The following is a 19,485-nucleotide window of genomic DNA, read 5'->3' as shown; positions in this document are numbered from 1 at the left end:
TTTTACTTATTAGTAATTATATAAGCACTAAATAATCGTTTTAGAATATTAAAACTTCAATTAATAAAAAATGTTAAAGAGTTCACTTTTATTGCAAAAGAGTTCATTTAACTATTAACATAAATTTAAGTTTGTTTAACAAACAAGTTTCGATGGATAAGTTAAACGATTTAATTATTAGGTTAAAGCAAAAAGATATAGAAGCTTTTAAAGAATTACACTTTAAATATTGCGAAAGTATTAATGGTGTCATTAATACAATTTTAACAGATGAAAATATTGCAGAAGAAATTACGCAACAAGTATTTTTACATGTTTGGAATAATTCTGAAGACTATTCAGCTAAAAAAGGACGTTTTTTTACATGGATTTTAAATATTGCAAAGAACAAAGCAGTAGAAAGTTTACACTTTAAAAGTAATATCGAATCTAAATTAAAATCAAATAAATATCCAATAAAAACCATATTAGATTCCAATAATGCAGTTGATAAAAAAAATAATAGAATCTTAAACCTAATTTATTCTAAAGGTTAAACTTAAATAGTAACCATAGTAAAATTGGCAATTTCAGTTGTAAAACAAAAAAAATAAATTTTTAAGACCATTTATACGAAAATATTAATTCTATATTAAAAGCAACTCAATGAGTTGCTTTAATTTTTAAGTTTTTTTTGAATTTAATGAGTTTCTTTCTTCAACAATTCTGGAAATTTCTTTTTAAAACGATTCAATCTTGGAATAGAAACTGCCTTAACATAACTCTGATTTGGGTTTCTTTTTTCAAAGTCTTGATGATAGTCTTCTGCCTTATAAAAACGATCTAATTTAGTAACTTCTGTTGCAATTTTGCCATTATAGACTTTATCATTAAGAATATTTAGAATTGTCTCGATAGTTTGTTTTTCTTTTGTTGTTTTGTAGAAAGCAATCGAACGATATTGTGTCCCATAATCTGGATGTTGCCCATTTACAGTTGTAGGATCGTGAGAACCAAAAAACACATTTACCAAGGTTTCAAAACTTACTTTTTTAGGATCGTAATAAACTGCTACAGCTTCTGCATGACCAGTTTTTCCTGTTCCAATTTTTTCGTAAGTTGGGTTTAAAGTATTTCCACCAGCATAACCAGAAACTGCTTCTTCTACTCCAATTACGCTTTCGAAAATTGCTTCTACACACCAAAAACAACCGCTTGCAAAATAAGCAACTTTAGTCCCTTCTTGTGGAACATATGTAGCTTGTTGGTCGCTTTTTTTCTTATTTGAAAATCCGAAACAAGAAATTAGTAAAAGTGTACAAGACAATACTAATAATGGTTTTATCAACTTCATATTTATTATTTTTTTTTTTTACTTTATTATTAATTAAAAATTGCACTAAGAACATTGCAAAAAAGATCTCAGTGCAATTTTCGGAACTTTTAACTCGAAAATAAATCTTTCGAACATTTATTAAGTCGTAAAATTACAGCTCTATTTACAGTTGTTTACAACTTTAGCATTTTATTAAGAAACGTATTTGTATAAACCCTATTAGATGGTTATTTTTGTTAAATAATCATTAAAATAGTCTTGTTTTTCTGAGTCAAAATTTATAATTCTAGGTTTTTGACTGCTTTCGAACTGACACTATTAGCATTAAAATAATTAAATGGAGCACTTTATAGTATCAGCACGTAAATACCGTCCTCAAAATTTCGAAGATGTTGTTGGGCAACAAGCCATTACAAACACGTTAGATAATGCTATAAAAAATAATCATTTAGCACAAGCTTTATTATTTACTGGTCCAAGAGGTGTAGGTAAAACTTCTTGCGCAAGAATTTTGGCGAAGAAGATAAATCAGCAAGATGCAGCATTATCGGAAGACGAAGATTTTGCATTTAATATTTTTGAATTGGATGCTGCTTCTAATAATTCTGTGGATGATATTCGAAGTTTAACAGACCAAGTTCGCATTCCACCACAAACAGGAAAATACAAGGTTTATATTATTGATGAAGTACATATGTTGTCTCAAGCAGCATTTAACGCGTTTCTAAAAACCCTAGAAGAACCACCTGCACATGCTATTTTTATTTTAGCAACAACAGAAAAGCATAAAATTATTCCTACTATTTTATCTCGTTGTCAAATTTTCGATTTTAAAAGAATTGGTGTTTTAGATGCTAAAAATTATTTAAAAACCATTTGTGAGAAAGAGAATATTACTGCAGAAGACGATGCCTTACATATTATCGCTCAAAAAGCGGATGGTGCAATGCGAGATGCTTTATCTATTTTTGATAGAGTTGTTAGTTTTTCAGGAAAAAACTTAACACGTGAAGCTGTTACTGAAAACCTAAATGTATTAGATTACGAAACGTACTTTAATATGACAGATTTGGTGCTTGAAAATAAAATTCCTGATGTTTTAAATACGTTTAATTCAGTTTTAGGAAAAGGTTTTGAAGGACATCATTTTATAAACGGATTGGCAAGTCACTTTAGAGATTTATTGGTGGCAAAAGACAAAGCAACCTTAGAATTGTTAGAAGTTGGAGATGCTGCTAAAAAGAAATATTTAAAACAAGCCGAAAAAGCGAGCATTCCTTTTTTAATGCAATCTATTGAGAAAGCCAATAATTGCGATTTAAATTATAGAGCAAGTAAAAACCAACGTTTGCTGGTGGAGTTAACGCTCATGCAAATTGCCTCTATCACTTTCGATGGAGAAAAAAAAAAGTCGGCTAACTACATAATACCAGCTACTTTTTTCCAAGCACTTTCTCCTGTAAAAAAGCAAGTTGTAAAACCTATTGAAAAAAAGGTAGAAACTCCAGTTTTAAAAACTCAAACTAATATTGCTGTTGAAAATAATACTACAAAAAAACCAATATTAAATATTGCAAAAAGAAGATCTTCTTTCTCTTTAAATAGTATTCACGATAAAAAAGAAAAGAAAAAAACAGTTGTTGAAGAGAATTTCGACAACCATCCAAAAGACATTTTTACTGAAAAACAATTACAAGGATTTTGGAAAGAATACACAACTTTTCTTATTAAAAAAGGTGAAAGAAGTATGGCTTCTATTGTAGGTACAGATGTACCAAAACTGAATGATGCCTTTAAAATTTCATTTACGGTTCCAAATAAATTAATGCAAGATCAATTTTTAAAAGGACGCCCTAAATTGCTGAAATTTTTACGTGAAAAATTAAACAATTACGGAATTGATATACAAACTATTTTAAACGAAACTGTCGAAAAAAAATTCGCTTATACTCCACAAGAAAAGTATAATAAGTTAAAAGAGAAAAATCCGCTTTTAGATAAATTACGTCAGACTTTTGAACTGGATTTATAAATAGTAATTATTTATTATCCTGACTGTTAACACTTTCTTTATTCTCCTCTAAAGGTTTTCCTAAATACACCAAAGTACAATTCTCTTTAGGTTCGTTTAACTTTTCATACTCAGGTATTAAATATATTTCCTCGTCTTTTCTTACAAATAAAGGTACAGATCTAGATTCTCTAAACAATTTAGAAAGCATTGCTTCGTAAGCATCATTCGTTTCAATCTCTACTTCGTAAATTTTAGGATTGTCTCTAAAAGCTTCACTTAAATTAATATAATCGTCTTTTGGTGTTAAATACTGTGTTCTACTAGTATCACCTGTATTTCTAATTTCTTTAGAAGTTGCTAGTCTAAAAGCACCATGTTCACCAAATGCTTTCGAAAAGTTGTTAATTGCATATTGGTTAACGGCTTCGCTTCCAGTCATTGCAATTAAATACCCAACATCGTTTAATTCGATATTATCAGTTAAATCTTCATCATAGATATTAATTGCATAAGCTTCTAACTCCATATTATTCGCTTCCTGAATAAAGTTTTTGTTAGAATCAATTAAAACCACTCTTTTATCGTTTTCTTTCAAATAATGCGCAATTAATCGTGCTGGACTGGATGCACCAACAATTAAAATTGCATTAGAACTCTTTAGAAAAACACCTACCAATTTCGCAAATAATCTAGCTGTTGTTGCGTTTAAAAGTACGGTTCCTAAAACAATCATAAAAACTAAAGGCGTAATATATTCTGCACCTTCTACACCCTCTTTTAATAATTTACTTCCAAATAAAGAAGCAATTCCTGCAGCTACAATACCTCTTGGTCCTACCCAACTTATAAATAGTTTTTCGTTTAATTTTAATTTTGAATTATATGTGCTTGCAAAAACAGCTAGAGGTCTAATTACAAAAACTACGATTGCAAATAATACAGCTGTTTTCCATGTATATAACAACAATAAATCCTCAATATTAATATTTGCTGCTAGTAGTATAAAAAGGATAGAAATCAATAAAACACTTAAAGATTCTTTAAAATAAAGTAATTCCTTTAAGTTTTTTAATTTTCCATTTCCTAAAACCATTCCCATTACAACAACTGCCAATAAACCAGACTCATGAGCCCAAATTTCTGAAGCTACAAAAACAAGTAATACTGTCGATAATGAAACTACATTTAATAAATAATGTGGAATTAATTTTTTATTTACTGCATACATTAATGCGTGCGCAAAAGTAAACCCAAAAGTAGTTCCGAATAACAAGATTTTACCAAATTCTATTAAAGCTGTTTTGGTAAACCCTCCTCCACCTCCAACACTAATAAATTCGAAAACCAATACTGCAACTAAGGCTCCTATTGGATCTATTAAAATTCCTTCCCATTTTAAAACGGTAGAAATATCTTTCTTTAAAGGTATATTTCTTAGTATTGGCGTAATTACTGTAGGTCCTGTAACAATAATTAATCCAGAAAAAAGGAACGAAAGATCCCATCCTAAATCAAAAATATAATGTGCCAGAACTCCTGCTCCGAAAAAAGTAATAGCAGAACCAACTGTTATCAATTTGGTAATTACAGGTCCTACATTTTTAATTTCAGCTCTTTTTAAGGTTAATCCACCTTCAAAAAGAATAATACTTATGGCTAATGAGACAAAGTAATAAAGGCTTTCTCCTGGAAATAAACCCTTTTTTCCATTCCAAATAGGTTCTATCCATTTAGAACCATCTTCACTTAAAAATTCAGCAGCTATTGGTCCAACTAATAAACCTATTAAAATTAAGGGTAAAATAGCCGGAATTTTAAATTTCCATGCAACCCATTGTGCCAATATTCCTAAAATAATTATTCCTGCTAATTCTAACATATATTTTTAATTTTCAAAAAAGTAAATTTAAGGATGTTTCCCTTTGATAAAAATAATTTTATAGTTTTTTTCTTTCTTATAAAGTTTCCTATATTGTGCGTTCATCCTATTTTAAAAGACTTTTTGCAAAAAATTGAAAAAATTTTAATCGGAATTGCATTTTCTCCCAACTTAAAAGCGAACCTTTTTGAAGCTGTTAGAATGGCAAACATGTTTGATGCTGAATTAGTTGGTGTTCATGTTGGTGAAAAAACTCCAGAAAAAGAACAAAAAATTAATGCTTTATTAAAAGAAGCAGAGGTTCTAAAAAAATCTTTAAAAACAATTTGGCAAGAAGGAAAACCTGTTGATGTAATTCTTGAAACTTCCTTAAAGGAAAACATAGATTTACTAATTTTAGGAGCCATCCAACAAGAAAATCTATTAAGATATTATGTAGGTTCTATTGCAAGAAAAATAACTAGAAAAGCATCTTGTTCTGTTTTATTACTAATTAAACCTTCCATAGAAAGAGTAACATGTAAACACATTATTGTAAATGGTTTACATGATAAAAAAACAGAAGAAACTATTAAAACTTCCATCTTTTTTTCTAAAAAATTAAGTTGTAAAAAATTAACGATTGTCGAAGAAATTAGTCAGGCAGAATTACATGTAAAAGTTAGTGACGATAAAACCTTAAGAAAGTCTACCATTGTAAAAGAACGTATAAAATCTAGGGAAGATTTTCGTGTAAAAAATATTATAAGAGAAGTTAATTGTGAGGGTATAGATATAAAAACACAAAGTATTTTTGGAAAAAGAGGGTACTCTATTGGACATTATGCACGTGTAAAAAGAGCTGATTTATTAGTAATGAATGCACCAACTAAAATGGGAATTTTCGATCGAATTTTTCCACATGATATCGAATATATTTTATCGGAATTACCAACAGATGTTTTAATTGTAAAATAAAATGACAAAAAAAAATACATTTAAAACATTTTTAAGTGAGATTCCTAAGAACCTTTTTTCTGGTTTTGTGGTTTCTTTAATTGCACTTCCTTTAGGTTTAGGATTGGCTTTAGCTTCTGGTGCACCACCAATATCAGGAATTATAGCTGCTATTGTTGGTGGAACTGTAGTCGCATTAATTGGGGGCTCTCATGTAACTATTACTGGTCCTGGAAATGGTCTTGTTGTAGTTATTTTAGCAGCAATTACAACACTTGGAAATGGAGACATGCAACAAGGTTTTTTATACACACTTGCTGCAATTGTAATTTCTGGAATTATAATGATTATCCTTGGCTTCTTAAGATTGGGATCTTTAGGAGACTTCTTTCCTGCTTCAGCCATACAAGGAATGTTAGCAGCCATTGGAATTGGAATTTTCGCCAAACAGATTCATGTTATGTTAGGTAATTTGAATGCAAAAGGTAGTATTATAGAGCTTTTAATTCAAGTTCCAGAAGGAATTGTAAACTTTGTAAAAACCAGCGATTCCAGTATGTTTTATGCAGGAGCAATAGGAATTATAAGTTTGCTAATTATGATTTTTTATAGTAAAATTAGAAATAGATATTTTCAGCTAATTCCTGCTCCAATGTGGATAGTTGTTTTAAGTGTTGGTTTGTATTATTATTTTGATTTGTTTTCTACTCACGATTATCCAATCCATAAAGAATTACTAATTAGTTTACCAAATGATATTTTATCGAATTTTGCTTTTCCAGATTTTGGGAAAGTTTATCATTCGGATTTTATAAATGCAGTAATTGCAATTACATTAATTTCTAGTATCGAAAGTTTATTAAGTATAAAAGCTGTGGATAAACTAGATCCTTTAAAAAGGAGATCGAACATAAATAAAGATATTAGAGCGCTGGGAATTGCAACAGTAATTAGTGGTTTTTTAGGCGGTTTAAATGTAGTAACTGTAATTGCACGAAGTTCTGTAAATGTAAATAATAAAGGTAGTAATAGATCTGCAAACTTTTTTCACGCTACTTTTTTAATACTCTTTATAGTCTTATTTGCTGCTGAATTACGTAAGATTCCTTTACCAGCTTTGGCGGCTATTTTAGTCTTTACAGGTTACAAGTTAGCCTCTCCAAAAAACATTCAAAAGGTATTTAAGGTTGGTAAAGAACAATTAATAATTTTTACAGTAACACTTTTAATAACAATCGCTACAAGTCTGATTATTGGGATATTAAGTGGAATCATTATCACATTCGTAATTCATGTTTTTATCAATAAAAACGCAATGTTATTTTTTAAAAATGCTTTAAAGCCAAATGTGTTAATGTTTAAAGAAGATGAGAAATATTATGTGAGTGTAAAGAATTTTTCTTCGTTTTTAAACTACACAAAACTAAAAACAAAGCTAGATCAGATTCCTGAAACACAAGAAGCCATTATCGATTTTTCTTTGTGTGATTTTGTGGATCATTCTGTGATGGAGAACATGAGTAACTATAGTGCTGCTTTCGATAGAAAAGGTGGGCATTTTGAAGTCATTGGTTTAGACGATGCAAAATCTGGAAGTGAACATCCATTTGCATTGCGTAAATTGTTACCAAAAAAGTTTGTTCCAAAAGAAGGTGTTTTAACTAAAAGACAAAAATCGATTCAGAAAATTAGTGAAGAAATGCATTATAATTACGATGCTTTTTCTGATATTGAAATGGAAGAATTGCCAAACTTCGGTTATTTTAAAACTCGAAATATAGAAAAGGTTTCTAATGTATTATCCAACGAAGATTGTACTATGTTCGATGTTCAGTTTTCGGAAGGAGAATTAATTGCTAAGCAAGTAATTAAAGCAACTATGTTACATATTCATCCTAAAAAAATGCTTCCAAAATTTACTTTGGATAAGGAAGGTGTTTTTGAATATATTTATCATTTTGCAGGTTATAAAGATATTGATATTGATGAGCACCCAGATTTTAGTAAACGTTTTTACTTATCTGGAAAAAACGAAGAAAAAATTAGAGATTATTTTACAGATGAATTAGTTTTGTTCTTTGAAAGCAACAAACAATATCATATTGAAGCTACAGACGTTGGTCTATTAGTAATTGACAAAGAACGTTTGGCAAGTGTAAAAGAAATTAAAGCCCTCGCCTATTTTGGTTCTGGCTTACAAAAAATACTATAATAATGTTAGGATTACAGTTTGAAACAGAAACTTCTTGGGCAGATATTGCCAAAGTAAATTTAGAGCAAATACTTACAGATCATGCTTTTTTAGAGCAAAAAGCGGCTTCTAACGCTGTTTCCATCATTATAAATTATTCTGAAGAAACCGAGCTTGTAAAAGAAATGAGCAATATTGCTATTGAAGAAATGCAACATTTTAAAATGGTGCATCTTTTAATGGTAAAACGTGGAATGGTTTTAGGAAGAGAGCAAAAAAACGATTATGCAATCCGTTTACAGAAATTCTTTACCAAAACAAAAGACAGAACAAATGCTTTGGTGCAACGTTTATTAATTGCTGCATTAATTGAAGCAAGAAGTTGTGAACGTTTTAAAGTATTTTCCGAAAATATGGAAGATGAAGAATTACAGACTTTCTATAAAAACTTAATGATTTCTGAAGCTGGACATTATACTACTTTTTTACAGTTTGCAAGACAATACCAAGATCGAACAATTGTAGACGAAAAATGGAATGCACTTTTAGCTTTTGAAGCAGAAATGATGCGTGAACGTGGAAATGTAGCGAAGATTCATGGGTAATGGGTTCAAAGTTTAAGGTTTAAGGTTTAATATTTAATATTTAAAGTTTTACCCAAAAATCTTAAACTCTGAGCATTGAATTTTTAATATTAAACTTTGAACTGAAAAAATGTTTAGCAAAGACGAAGCTGCACAATTACGAAAAGACTTTTGGACAAGTTTCGGAAAATCGTTTCCGAGAAAATGGTTGCTGTATAATACGAAAGTGAAAGGTTTTTCTTTCAAATTTGTGGCAGATAGAAAGAAAGCCATGGTTTGTTTGGATTTGGAGAACCCAGATGAATTGGTAAATATGCTTTATTACGACCAGCTTCTTTCTTTAAAAACGTTGATGGAAACTGATATTCCTGAAGTAATTTTTGATAATGAATACGAATTAGAAAGCGGAAAACTAATTCATAGAATTTATGTGCCTTTTGAAGGGAAATTTAGTGTTTATAATAAAAATACTTGGCGAGATTGCTACGAATTCTATGTGGAAACAATGCCAAAATTCGAACTCTTCTATTATGAATATGAAGATGTTATAAAAAATATATAGTTCTTTTCGGTGAAAGCTATTTGTTTATTAACAAGCACGCGTTAGGGATTGCAGTGGAAATCCTTTTGCCTTTTTTAAGGCAAAAGATTGTAGCGAAAAGCCCGACCTTTTTAGGGAACGCCCAAATTCTTATAATAATTTTCTTCAAAAACATTTTTAAACAAAAAATCGTCTTTTAAAAAGACGATTTCTGCTATTTATTATTTTATAAATTTTATACTGAATGGGTAATTTGGTGGTTCGTTATTACTGGCTTTTACAGCGTTAATTATTGGAAAAATCAGATAGAAAAAGGCAATAATTATTATTCCTATTATACCTAAGCCAAATAATATTATTAACGGAATACAAATTAAAATATACAAAAACATCGATATTCTAAAGTTTAAAATTGCTTTTCCGTGAAAATCCATTCCTAATACTTCATCCTTTTTTGTAAGCCATAAAACCAATGGTACAATAAAGCCTCCAATTCCAGTTACGAAATCTAATAATTGACTAATATGTGTTATTACAAGGAGTTGTCTGTCTTCTTTCATGTTTGTTTTTAAAGTTTGGTTACATCTATTTGTCGCAAAATTAAGGGATTTGTTACAACTTTTTCTTTTAAAATTTTGAAAATACTTGGCAATTATTAATTTGATTTGCGTTAAGATGAAAATTGTCTGAGGTAAGATAAAATACATATCCTCCTTAGTTTTGTATAATTAATAATTTAAAATTCTGTTACATGAATTACTTAAATATGGAAAATAAGAGAATGTTACCAATCGTATCGGAATTAAACGTGTTGTTGGCAGATTATCATGTTTATTATCAGAAATTAAGAAATTTTCATTGGAACGTTTTAGGTAAAAACTTTTTTGAGTTACATAGAAAATTTGAGGAAATGTATAACGATACTCGAATAAAAATCGACGAAGTTGCAGAGAGAATTGTAACTTTTAAATACCATCCTATTAGTAAATTATCGGATTACATAGAAATTTCGCGAGTGAAAGAATCAAGTCCATTGTTAACTGACAAAGAGATGGTAGCGATTATAATTGACGATCATAGTATTTTATTAGAACAATTAAATAAAGTGATTGATAAAGCAAATGAAGTAAAAGACGAGGGAACTATCGATTTAATAGGTTCTTACATTAGAGAATTAGAAAAATCTACTTGGATGTTAAATGCTTGGTCTAAAGATACAAACGACGTTTTGAATACAAGTTTTGTAAAATAATATATTAAAATAAATAAAAATTAAACATGGATAAAGTTATAGAAAAATTAGAAGCCTGGAAAGATATATTTTTAAAAAATATACCCAACTTGGCAATTGCATTGGTTGTTTTGGTTATTGCGTATTTCGCATCCAGAGCAATGAATAAAATAGTTAACAAAACAATTGGAAGGAGAATTAGCCAAAAATCGGTTAGAGATTTAGTGTCTAGAGTCGCATCTGCAGTTACTATTTTAGTTGGTTTGTATTTAGCAATGACCGTTCTTAAGTTCGACGATACTTTAAAGACTATTGTTTCTGCAGCTGGGGTTTCTGGTATTGTAATTGGTTTGGCTTTACAGGGGACTTTATCGAACACAATATCGGGTGTGGTTTTATCTTTTAGAAGAAACTTAAATATTGGGAATTGGGTAGAAACAAGTGGCTATTCTGGAGAAGTTATGGATATTAATTTAAACTATTTTGTATTGAAAGAGGCTGACAATAATATGGTTGTAATTCCAAACAAAACTATTTTAGAAAGCCCCTTTAAAAACTACTCTTTAACTACAAAAATGAGAATTGCTATTGAATGTGGTGTAGAATATGGTGCAGATTTAGAGCAAGTGGAAGAGTTAACTAAGAAGACGATTACAGCTAATTTTGACCAAGATGAAATTGGTAAAAATGTTGAATTCTATTTTACCGAATTTGGCGATAGTTCTATTAATTTCTTATGCAGATTTTGGATAGATTCTGAAAATGCTTTGGAGAAATTAAAAGCAAAAAGTAAAGCTATTATAGAAATTAAGAAAGCTTTTGATAAAGCAGATATTAATATTCCATTCCCAATGAGAACTTTAGAGTTTGTACCAAATAACAAATTGAACTTATCGCAAGTTTCTAAAGAAGATAAGAAAAAAGAGAAAGAAGAAGAAAGTGCTTATTAATATTTTAATAAACCAAGATAACACTTAAATTTTAGTGTACATAAATTTGCAACGATATCCCCCTTGAATTGCCTGAAAAGTTCATCACAAATTGTGGTGGACTTTTTATTTTTCTGAAAAATCTTTACGTATTTTTGCAGTATGATGCAACAAGATACAATTATCGCTTTAGCAACTCCTTCTGGAGTTGGTGCAATTTCTGTAATAAGACTTTCTGGAGACAAATCCATCGAAATTGTTGACACTTTTTTTAAGTCGATAAAAAAAGGGAAATCTCTTAAAACACAGAAAACGCATACCATTCATTTAGGGCATATTACTAATAACGATATTATTGTTGATGAAGTTTTGGTGTCTGTATTTAAAAACCCAAATTCTTATACTGGCGAAAATGTAGTTGAAATCTCTTGTCATGGTTCCAGTTTTATTCAACAAGAAATTATACAATTATTTTTACAAAATGGTTGTAGAATGGCAGATAATGGGGAATTTACCATGCGTGCTTTTTTGAATGGAAAAATGGATTTAAGCCAAGCAGAAGCTGTTGCAGATGTTATTGCATCTAATTCTGAAGCGAGTCATAAAATGGCAATTCAGCAAATGCGAGGTGGCATTACCAATGAATTAAAAGAATTACGTGCACAATTATTAGACTTCGCAGCTTTAATTGAATTAGAATTAGATTTTTCTGGTGAAGATGTAGAATTTGCAGATAGAACTAAATTTAAAGAATTGGTTGCAAAAATTACTTTCGTTTTAAAACGTTTGATTGATTCTTTTGCATTTGGAAATGCTATGAAAAATGGAATTCCTGTTGCTATTATTGGTGAGCCAAATGTTGGGAAATCTACACTTTTAAACACTCTTTTAAACGAAGAAAAAGCTATTGTTTCTGATATTGCAGGAACTACAAGAGATGCAATTGAAGACGAATTAATTATTGATGGTGTTGCATTTCGCTTTATAGATACTGCAGGAATTAGAGAAACAAAAGATGTTGTTGAAAATATTGGTATTAAAAAAGCCTACGAAAAAGCAGAAAATGCACAGTTAATAATATTCTTAATAGATTCTAATAAATTTTCTTATTCTAGTGAAGATTTTTTACAAGAAATTAAAACGATTAAAGAGCGTTTTCCAAATAAACGTTTATTAGTTATTGCTAATAAAATTGATACTTTATCATGTCATGATTCTTCCATCTTACAATCTGAAATTGAAAATTTAATTCTTTTATCTGCAAAAAACAAAACTGGAATTGAAGAATTAAAAGCCGAATTAACTTCTCTAGTTAACATAGGTGCTTTAAGTAACAACGAAACTATTGTTACCAATTCTCGCCATTTTGAAGCTTTAAATAATGCTTTAATGGCAATTACTTCTGTACAAGAAGGAATTGATTTAGAAATCTCGACCGATTTATTTTCTATTGATATTCGAGAATGTTTGCGTCATTTAGGCAACATTACTGGAGAATATGATGTGGATAAGGATATTTTAGGGCATATTTTTGGTAATTTTTGTATCGGGAAGTAAAAAAGTAAAACAAAGGTAACTAAAGGAAAACAAAATACTTAAAATCAGTATTTTATCTGTTTTTTCTTTGATTTCATTTTCTTTTAATTTACTTTTGGAGGACAATATTGGACGCTAAAATCCACCTCAAAACTACTAATTTCCATTGAGGTGTAAAAAAATCCACCTTTTATGAAAATTACTCTAAAAAAGAAAAAACTAAATACAGGTAAATATAGCCTCTTCATAGAATACTACAAAGGTACTTTTACTGATGAAAAAGGAAAATCCAAACACAATAGAGAATTTGAATATTTAAAGAAATATTTAATTATTGACCCTAAATCTAAAAAGGAAAAAGACACTAATAAAGAGACTCTTGAACTTGCAGAAAAAATACTTTCAATTAGACAAGCTGATTATTATCAAGGGAAGTTTAAAATTCAAAACGGAAATAAAAGTAAACATAGTTTTCTTCAATTTTATAAATCTAAAAAAGAAGAACGCTATCAATCTGAAAAGAATTATGATAATTGGGAAGCTGCTGGAAAACATATTGAAAAATTTTGTTCTATTAGCACAACCTTTGAAGATGTAAATATAGATTTTGTTAAAAATTTTCAAAAATTTTTACACACTAAAGCTACTGCCAAGTCTGGTGCTCCTTTATCTCAAAACACAAAACACACTTACTACAATAAATTTAAAGCCTGTTTAAGCGCAGCTTTTGAAGAAGGATATCTTAATGAAAATATTGTAAGTAAGGTTAAAAGCATTCCAATGGGTGAAACTCATAGAGAATATTTATCTATTGACGAGCTTCAAAATCTATCTAAAACTGATTGCAAAATCCCAGTTTTGAAATCTGCATTTATATTCAGTTGCTTGAGTGGTATTCGTTGGTCAGATATTAATAAAATGATATGGAGTGAAATTAGAGACGAAGGAAAAGATGAAGACGGAAAAGACATTCATCGATTAGTTTTTTCTCAAAAGAAAACTAATGGAGTTGAATATTTATATCTATCAAAACAAGCCAGAGAATTATTAGGAGAAAGAAAAGATGAAAACGACAGGGTTTTTGTCAATTTACATTATAGCGCACAAATGAACTTGATTCTTTTACGCTGGTGCATGTTTGCAGGTATTACAAAACACATAACTTTTCATTCTGCCCGTCACACCAATGCTGTACTTCTTTTAGAGAATGGAGCAGACATTTATACAGTCTCTAAAAGACTTGGACATAAAGAAATTCGCACCACAGAAATATATGCAAAAATCATTGATAAAAAAATGAAAGAAGCTGCAACTTTAATACCTGAATTAAATATTTTATAGATTATGAGTAATTTCGAATACAACAAAAATAGAAATCTAAATGATAAAGAATTAGAATTACTTATTTCTAAAGGACAATTTGTAGACTTTCAATCAGATTTTAACACCAGATATATTTTAAATGCATTTACAAAATTGAGAAATTTTGATAGAGATGAAATAAAATTTAGAATTTCTGAAACTTCATTAATTCAGTTTATGGGTATAATTTCATCTTTATTGCGAAAAGATCCAGGCTTAATACTTTCCCAAGAAAATTGTAATTTATTTTTTTCATTTGGTGATTATAGAAATTATGAAGATTTTAGATTTAATTGTTCCAATCAAGATCTACATGAAAGTCAAAAAGAAATATGTGAAATTATTATTAATAATTTAATTAAGTCAATAGTACAAGAAAAATTAGAAAAAGAATCTTCAATAAACTTTGAGAGTAATACTTGGAAAAAATTTGAAAACACTAACTCTATATTTAGTAGATCCTCTATTTTAGATTATTTAGAAAATAGTTTAATTTATAAAATTAATAATTGGAAAGGTTTAAAAAAAGAAAATGAAATTTTAATTTCTCAAATAGTAAATCTTGAAAATAATATGGATAATAATAGTTTCAAGTTAAATATATTAGAAGAAGATCTAACAAAATTATATAATGTTTTAAAAATTGATTTTATAAATACCGAAACAACTAAAGTTGAAGACTTTATTAATGTTCTATTAAAGCCTTGGAACGAACATGGTTCTTTGATATATTTAATTATGGACCACTATCAAACTTACATATTTCAGAAATGGTTCTGTAAAAGGTATAAAGTATCATTAACATTAAAAGATATTGAAAAATCAAAACTCTTTAAAAACACGTCTGGTATTAAAGGTTTTTTTACCGCTGGCTCAATTTCAGCATCTCAAAGAAGAGAAAGAACGAATGACAAAAAAGATGAAGATCAATTAATGTACAAATTGTTAAAATCTGTTTAGATATATACAATCTAAACACTTCTACTATTTACTTTCCTTTACTTTGTTTCAGAATTCTTAATCAAGGAAGACAAAAACGTTTTTGTTCAAAATTAATATACAATTAATTATGAATACAATAATAAAAAAGGAATTATCAAAAGATGAACTATCAGACATCTTTTTCCAAACTTTAACAGATTATTCTACCCTAAAACAAAAAGAGGCAGAATTAAATCAGAATGATATCGAAAAATTAAGCCTTTTTTTGGCTTTAATGGATGATGCTAAAATAATTTTTAGTAAAAAAATGCCAGATATTAATGATTTTTTTGAATGGTTTCACCACATATACGTGGAAAGAAATTATGACAAAAACATTGAAAATTGGACATTTATTGAGTCGTTAGAAAATATTATAAAATTTGAAATAGAAGAAATTCAAACTTCTAAAACCATTAATAATCTAAATTCCAAAACATTATGAATATAATAAAATTATATGAAAGATTGGAAAGGATTGAAAGACTTTTACTCTTTAAAAAGAAAGTTTTAAATATTGAAGAAGCCTCTGAAGTAACTGGATACAAAATAAGCTATTTGTATAAATTAACGAGTTTGAAAGAAATTCCTCATAGTAAGCCTAATAAAGGTAGCATTTTTTTTGAAAAAGAAAAGTTAGAGTCTTGGATGCTTCAAAATGAAGTTAAATGTAAGCAGGATATAGAATCTGAAGCTCTAACCTATACACTTCAAAACAAAAGAAAAGCATAAAAGAACTGCAATTCTTTTATGCTTTTTGTCTAACAAAATTATAGTCTAACTTAATATTGTATATGCAAATATACAGTTTCCAACTTATCTAATAAAATGGATGAACAAAAACTTTATGTGAACATTAAATTATCTAATAAAACGGTATTTGATTTAATTGATAATTATTTAAAACAAAGATATGATATAGTATTTAATATAATATCTCATGAATATCTTATAAAATTTAAAGATTCTAAAAAATGGAAGGTTCTAAATGAAAATTCATTAAGAATTGAACTAACAAAAAAGAAAATCAAATTTAAAAAAGATGATTTTTATACCTATTTAGGCTCTAATTATATAAAACAATTTAACCCTTTAAAAGAGTACTTCAAGAACCTTAATAAATGGGATGAGATTGACCATATTAAAAAACTAATCTCATATATTCCAACTGATGATAATATCTTTTTTGAATATCATTTAAAAAAGTGGCTTGCAAGAACTGTAAAAACTGCATTGGAAGAAGATTTCTACAACAAACAATGTATTGTATTTGTGCAAGTAGAACAAAATTCTGGAAAAAGCACACTATGTAGGTTTTTATGCCCTCCTGAATTGAAAAAACATATAGCAGAAAACATCAGTGATGATAGAGATGGACTAGTCCAACTATGTAAAAATCTTTTAATCAATTTAGATGAAATAGATAAACTTTCGGCAAAATACATAAACGCCTATAAATCTATGTTTTCAAAAACACATATAAACATTAGGTTACCATATGCAAAACACAACTCTCACCAGACCCGGAATTGCTCCTTTATCGGCTCAACTAACCTTATAAATTTTTTAAAAGACGAAACAGGCAATGTTAGATGGGTCTGCATAGAGCTGATAGGTCAGATTGATTTTAATTACTCAAAAGACATTGATATCAATAAAGTTTGGGAGCAAGCTTTTCATCTAGCCTACAAGGATGAAGCATTTAATTGTGATTTAACTGTAAATGACATAAAAGAAAATGAAAAAAGGAATGCAAACTATAAACAGTCAACTATCGAAGAAGATTTAATAAATCAACTATTTGAAAAATCAGATAATAGAGATCATTTCATGACAACCACAACAATAACAATGATAATTAAGAAAGAGTACTCGTCTGTAAGTCACATAGCGATTGGTAAAGTTTTAAGAAAGTTAAAATTTAAAAGAATCAACAGCAAAATCACAGGAGTAAAAGGATACTTAATCAAGTTACGAAAAAAATAAAAGTTTTCCTTAAATGATCTTACCCATCTTACCTTTTTTATAAAAAAGGTAAGATGGGTAAGATAAAATCACCAAAAGAAAAATAAAATGAATTGTAAAAAAGCAAAACAAATAGACCTAGCTTCATATCTAAAAAAACAAGGATTTAAAACTGGTAAAACTTATACAAAAGATATTTGGTTTTACTCACCTTTTAGAAATAATGAAAAAACGCCATCTTTTAAAATTGATATTAATAAAAATGTTTGGTATGACTTTGGTGAAGGAATCGGAGGAACTATTATAGATTTTATAATGAAATACAATAACTGTTCAATTAAAGAAGCTTTAATAATTTTATCAGAAAATACTTTTCCTGTTCACCAGCAAAAAAAAACTGTTATAAATGAAACTATTCCAACTTATTCTATAAAAAAAGTAACAGAACTTAACAATCAGAAATTATTAGATTATGTTTCTAATCGGAAAATCAATTTACAATTTGCTAAACGATTTTGCTTTCAGGTACACTATTCTTTTTCTAATGGTAACGAAATATTTGGAATTGGATTTATGAATGATTCCGGCGGATTAGAAATCACAAACATTATCAGTGAAAATTTTAGAAAAATTTGCCTGGGGAAAAAGGAAATTACAACAATTAATAACAATTCTAAAATTGTTTCAATCTTCGAATCTTGGTCTGACTTCTTATCGTATTTGACAATTAAAAAACAAATCCCAAAAGAAAATTTCATCATTCTTAACTCTACTTCTATGGTAAGTAAAGTAACCAACTTATTAATCGATTACGATACTATAAAATTATTTTTCGATAATGATAACGCAGGAAATAAAGCTACTGCATATTTAAAAATGAAATTCAAAAACTCAATTATAGATAATCGTATACACTATAAAAATTATAATGATCTAAATGAATACTTAACAAATATAAAACAATAGCAACAGTGGCTTTGCCAGGAGTGCATTCAGTTTCCATTTAGTGCCTACTTCGTGCACTAAATAAAAACTGAATACACCTGGCTTATTCACATAAAAAATGTTCATAAGAGTAAAAAAATAAATTTAATTATGATTAAAAAAGATAAGACAAACCCTAAAGTAAAAATGGTTTTCTATATAAATTTAAAAGATAAAGAACTCATAAAAAATCACTGTGAGTTACTACAAATAAAACCATCTTTTTTTATAAGAAATATAGTTTTAGAGAAATTAGGAAGACCAATATTTGAACCTAAAAAAATGAAAATTGAAACAAAACAATACAATTCTCAACTTAATAAAATTGGCGTGAATTTAAATCAGATTGCTAAAAAATTAAATTCTGGATTACAGTTTCAAGTTGGAGATCAAATAGAAGTTTTGAAAAGTATAGAGTTATTAAATGAACATATTTTAGAAATTAAATCTCAATTATAAATGTCAGAAAACGAAAATTACCTTTTAAAATTAATGCAAAATGTGGTTGATAATTTAGATCGTATTTCTAACAAAATTGATCAATTAAATAATGATAATAATGAAGATAAATTAAATAGTATATCTAATAAAATAGACATAGTAAATAATAAAAATCATGGCATTAAATTAGAATCTTTAAATAAAAAATATTAGAAATATCAGAAGAACTTAAAAGAATCTTTAAAAATTCTAATAACGAAGTTCTGAATAAGAAAAAATTAGAGGTTAGTCTAGAAAAAATATCGAAGAATTTAGAAAAAACTATTCAAAATCATAAAACTCCAATTAATAACTCTATAAAAAAAGAGATTATAATTTTCGGTAAAGATTCACCATTTACTTCAAAATTATTATTAATATCTATAATATGCTTACTTATATTTTCTTATGGTTTTAAATACATCCCTCCTTACTTGAAAGAAAGGAATACTAATCAGTTAGAAATTAAAAACTATCAAAACTTTTACAATTATCTCTATCTTCTCTATTATAAAGATGATGGTAAATTAGATAATCAATACTCTAGACTTCTAAAT

The 19,485-nt window shown here is 28.2% G+C and carries 20 protein-coding genes; 17 read left to right on the top strand and 3 right to left on the bottom strand.

Annotated elements, in window-relative coordinates; all coding sequences use genetic code 11:
* The first annotated feature begins 152 nt into the window (after positions 1-152).
* A complete protein-coding gene (locus tag H9I45_RS00990; RefSeq protein ID WP_088355033.1) occupies positions 153-536 on the top strand; it encodes an RNA polymerase sigma factor in 384 nt (127 codons plus the stop codon).
* Between the two features lie 143 nt (positions 537-679).
* Here the strand turns inward: H9I45_RS00990 and msrA are convergent, their stop codons facing one another.
* Positions 680-1,333 carry a peptide-methionine (S)-S-oxide reductase MsrA gene (gene msrA / locus H9I45_RS00985; RefSeq protein ID WP_088355034.1) on the bottom strand — a complete coding sequence of 218 codons (654 nt, stop codon included), beginning with the start codon at positions 1,331-1,333 and terminating at the stop codon, positions 680-682.
* Positions 1,334-1,652: 319 nt separating this feature from the next.
* On the opposite strand from msrA, the gene dnaX reads away from it, so the two are divergent.
* On the top strand, positions 1,653-3,347 hold the full coding sequence (dnaX, locus tag H9I45_RS00980) for a DNA polymerase III subunit gamma/tau (protein ID WP_088355035.1): 1,695 nt from the start codon (positions 1,653-1,655) through the stop codon (positions 3,345-3,347).
* A 7-nt stretch (positions 3,348-3,354) separates the two neighbouring features.
* Here the strand turns inward: dnaX and H9I45_RS00975 are convergent, their stop codons facing one another.
* The gene (locus tag H9I45_RS00975) at positions 3,355-5,208 is read right to left on the bottom strand and encodes a cation:proton antiporter (RefSeq protein WP_088355036.1); all 1,854 of its coding nucleotides are present in this window, start codon (positions 5,206-5,208) and stop codon (positions 3,355-3,357) included.
* A gap of 123 nt (positions 5,209-5,331) precedes the next feature.
* Between H9I45_RS00975 and H9I45_RS00970 the strand changes: the two genes are divergently transcribed.
* From H9I45_RS00970 to H9I45_RS00955, 4 genes are all read left to right on the top strand, one after another.
* Entirely contained in the window at positions 5,332-6,165 is an 834-nt protein-coding gene (locus H9I45_RS00970) for a universal stress protein (protein WP_228454999.1), read from the top strand.
* Position 6,166: 1 nt separating this feature from the next.
* Positions 6,167-8,356 carry a SulP family inorganic anion transporter gene (locus H9I45_RS00965; protein WP_088355038.1) on the top strand — a complete coding sequence of 730 codons (2,190 nt, stop codon included), beginning with the start codon at positions 6,167-6,169 and terminating at the stop codon, positions 8,354-8,356.
* 2 nt (positions 8,357-8,358) lie between these two features.
* Complete coding sequence (locus tag H9I45_RS00960) at positions 8,359-8,940, top strand: MiaE family protein (RefSeq protein ID WP_088355039.1); 582 nt, start codon at positions 8,359-8,361, stop codon at positions 8,938-8,940.
* Positions 8,941-9,049: 109 nt separating this feature from the next.
* Entirely contained in the window at positions 9,050-9,481 is a 432-nt protein-coding gene (locus H9I45_RS00955; RefSeq protein ID WP_088355040.1) for a DUF4268 domain-containing protein, read from the top strand.
* A gap of 200 nt (positions 9,482-9,681) precedes the next feature.
* On the opposite strand, the gene H9I45_RS00950 is transcribed toward H9I45_RS00955, so the two are convergent.
* Positions 9,682-10,020 carry a DUF4870 domain-containing protein gene (locus H9I45_RS00950; protein WP_088355041.1) on the bottom strand — a complete coding sequence of 113 codons (339 nt, stop codon included), beginning with the start codon at positions 10,018-10,020 and terminating at the stop codon, positions 9,682-9,684.
* Positions 10,021-10,211: 191 nt separating this feature from the next.
* Here H9I45_RS00950 and H9I45_RS00945 point away from each other — a divergent pair, with 191 nt between their 5' ends.
* The 11 genes from H9I45_RS00945 to H9I45_RS00895 all read left to right on the top strand — a co-directional run bounded on the left by H9I45_RS00945 (position 10,212) and on the right by H9I45_RS00895 (position 19,102).
* Positions 10,212-10,712 carry a Dps family protein gene (locus H9I45_RS00945; RefSeq protein ID WP_088355042.1) on the top strand — a complete coding sequence of 167 codons (501 nt, stop codon included), beginning with the start codon at positions 10,212-10,214 and terminating at the stop codon, positions 10,710-10,712.
* Positions 10,713-10,738: 26 nt separating this feature from the next.
* Positions 10,739-11,641 (top strand): mechanosensitive ion channel family protein, encoded by a 903-nt coding sequence (locus tag H9I45_RS00940; RefSeq protein ID WP_088355043.1) that lies wholly within the window; start codon positions 10,739-10,741, stop codon positions 11,639-11,641.
* Positions 11,642-11,782: 141 nt separating this feature from the next.
* On the top strand, positions 11,783-13,177 hold the full coding sequence (gene mnmE, locus H9I45_RS00935) for a tRNA uridine-5-carboxymethylaminomethyl(34) synthesis GTPase MnmE (RefSeq protein WP_088355044.1): 1,395 nt from the start codon (positions 11,783-11,785) through the stop codon (positions 13,175-13,177).
* Positions 13,178-13,348: 171 nt separating this feature from the next.
* Entirely contained in the window at positions 13,349-14,497 is a 1,149-nt protein-coding gene (locus H9I45_RS00930; protein ID WP_088355045.1) for a site-specific integrase, read from the top strand.
* Between the two features lie 3 nt (positions 14,498-14,500).
* Positions 14,501-15,478, top strand: coding sequence for a hypothetical protein (locus H9I45_RS00925; RefSeq protein WP_088355046.1), 978 nt, complete (start codon positions 14,501-14,503; stop codon positions 15,476-15,478).
* A 109-nt stretch (positions 15,479-15,587) separates the two neighbouring features.
* Positions 15,588-15,944 carry a hypothetical protein gene (locus H9I45_RS00920; RefSeq protein WP_088355047.1) on the top strand — a complete coding sequence of 119 codons (357 nt, stop codon included), beginning with the start codon at positions 15,588-15,590 and terminating at the stop codon, positions 15,942-15,944.
* Positions 15,941-16,231: a helix-turn-helix domain-containing protein gene (locus H9I45_RS00915; protein ID WP_088355048.1), complete on the top strand. Its 291-nt coding sequence runs from the start codon at positions 15,941-15,943 to the stop codon at positions 16,229-16,231. The genes H9I45_RS00920 and H9I45_RS00915 overlap by 4 nt, the downstream gene beginning before the upstream one ends.
* A 96-nt stretch (positions 16,232-16,327) precedes the next feature.
* Positions 16,328-17,485, top strand: a complete 1,158-nt coding sequence (locus H9I45_RS00910) for a VapE domain-containing protein (RefSeq protein WP_088355049.1) — start codon at positions 16,328-16,330, stop codon at positions 17,483-17,485.
* A gap of 87 nt (positions 17,486-17,572) precedes the next feature.
* Complete coding sequence (locus H9I45_RS00905; protein ID WP_088355050.1) at positions 17,573-18,430, top strand: DUF8464 domain-containing protein; 858 nt, start codon at positions 17,573-17,575, stop codon at positions 18,428-18,430.
* A 129-nt stretch (positions 18,431-18,559) separates the two neighbouring features.
* Positions 18,560-18,907: a plasmid mobilization protein gene (locus tag H9I45_RS00900; protein ID WP_088355051.1), complete on the top strand. Its 348-nt coding sequence runs from the start codon at positions 18,560-18,562 to the stop codon at positions 18,905-18,907.
* A complete protein-coding gene (locus H9I45_RS00895; protein WP_191141238.1) occupies positions 18,908-19,102 on the top strand; it encodes a hypothetical protein in 195 nt (64 codons plus the stop codon).
* Positions 19,103-19,485 lie beyond the last annotated feature (383 nt).

The sequence above is a fragment of the Polaribacter haliotis genome (assembly GCF_014784055.1).
Classification (GTDB): domain Bacteria; phylum Bacteroidota; class Bacteroidia; order Flavobacteriales; family Flavobacteriaceae; genus Polaribacter; species Polaribacter haliotis.
This window is presented reverse-complemented; position numbering and strand designations above follow the sequence as displayed.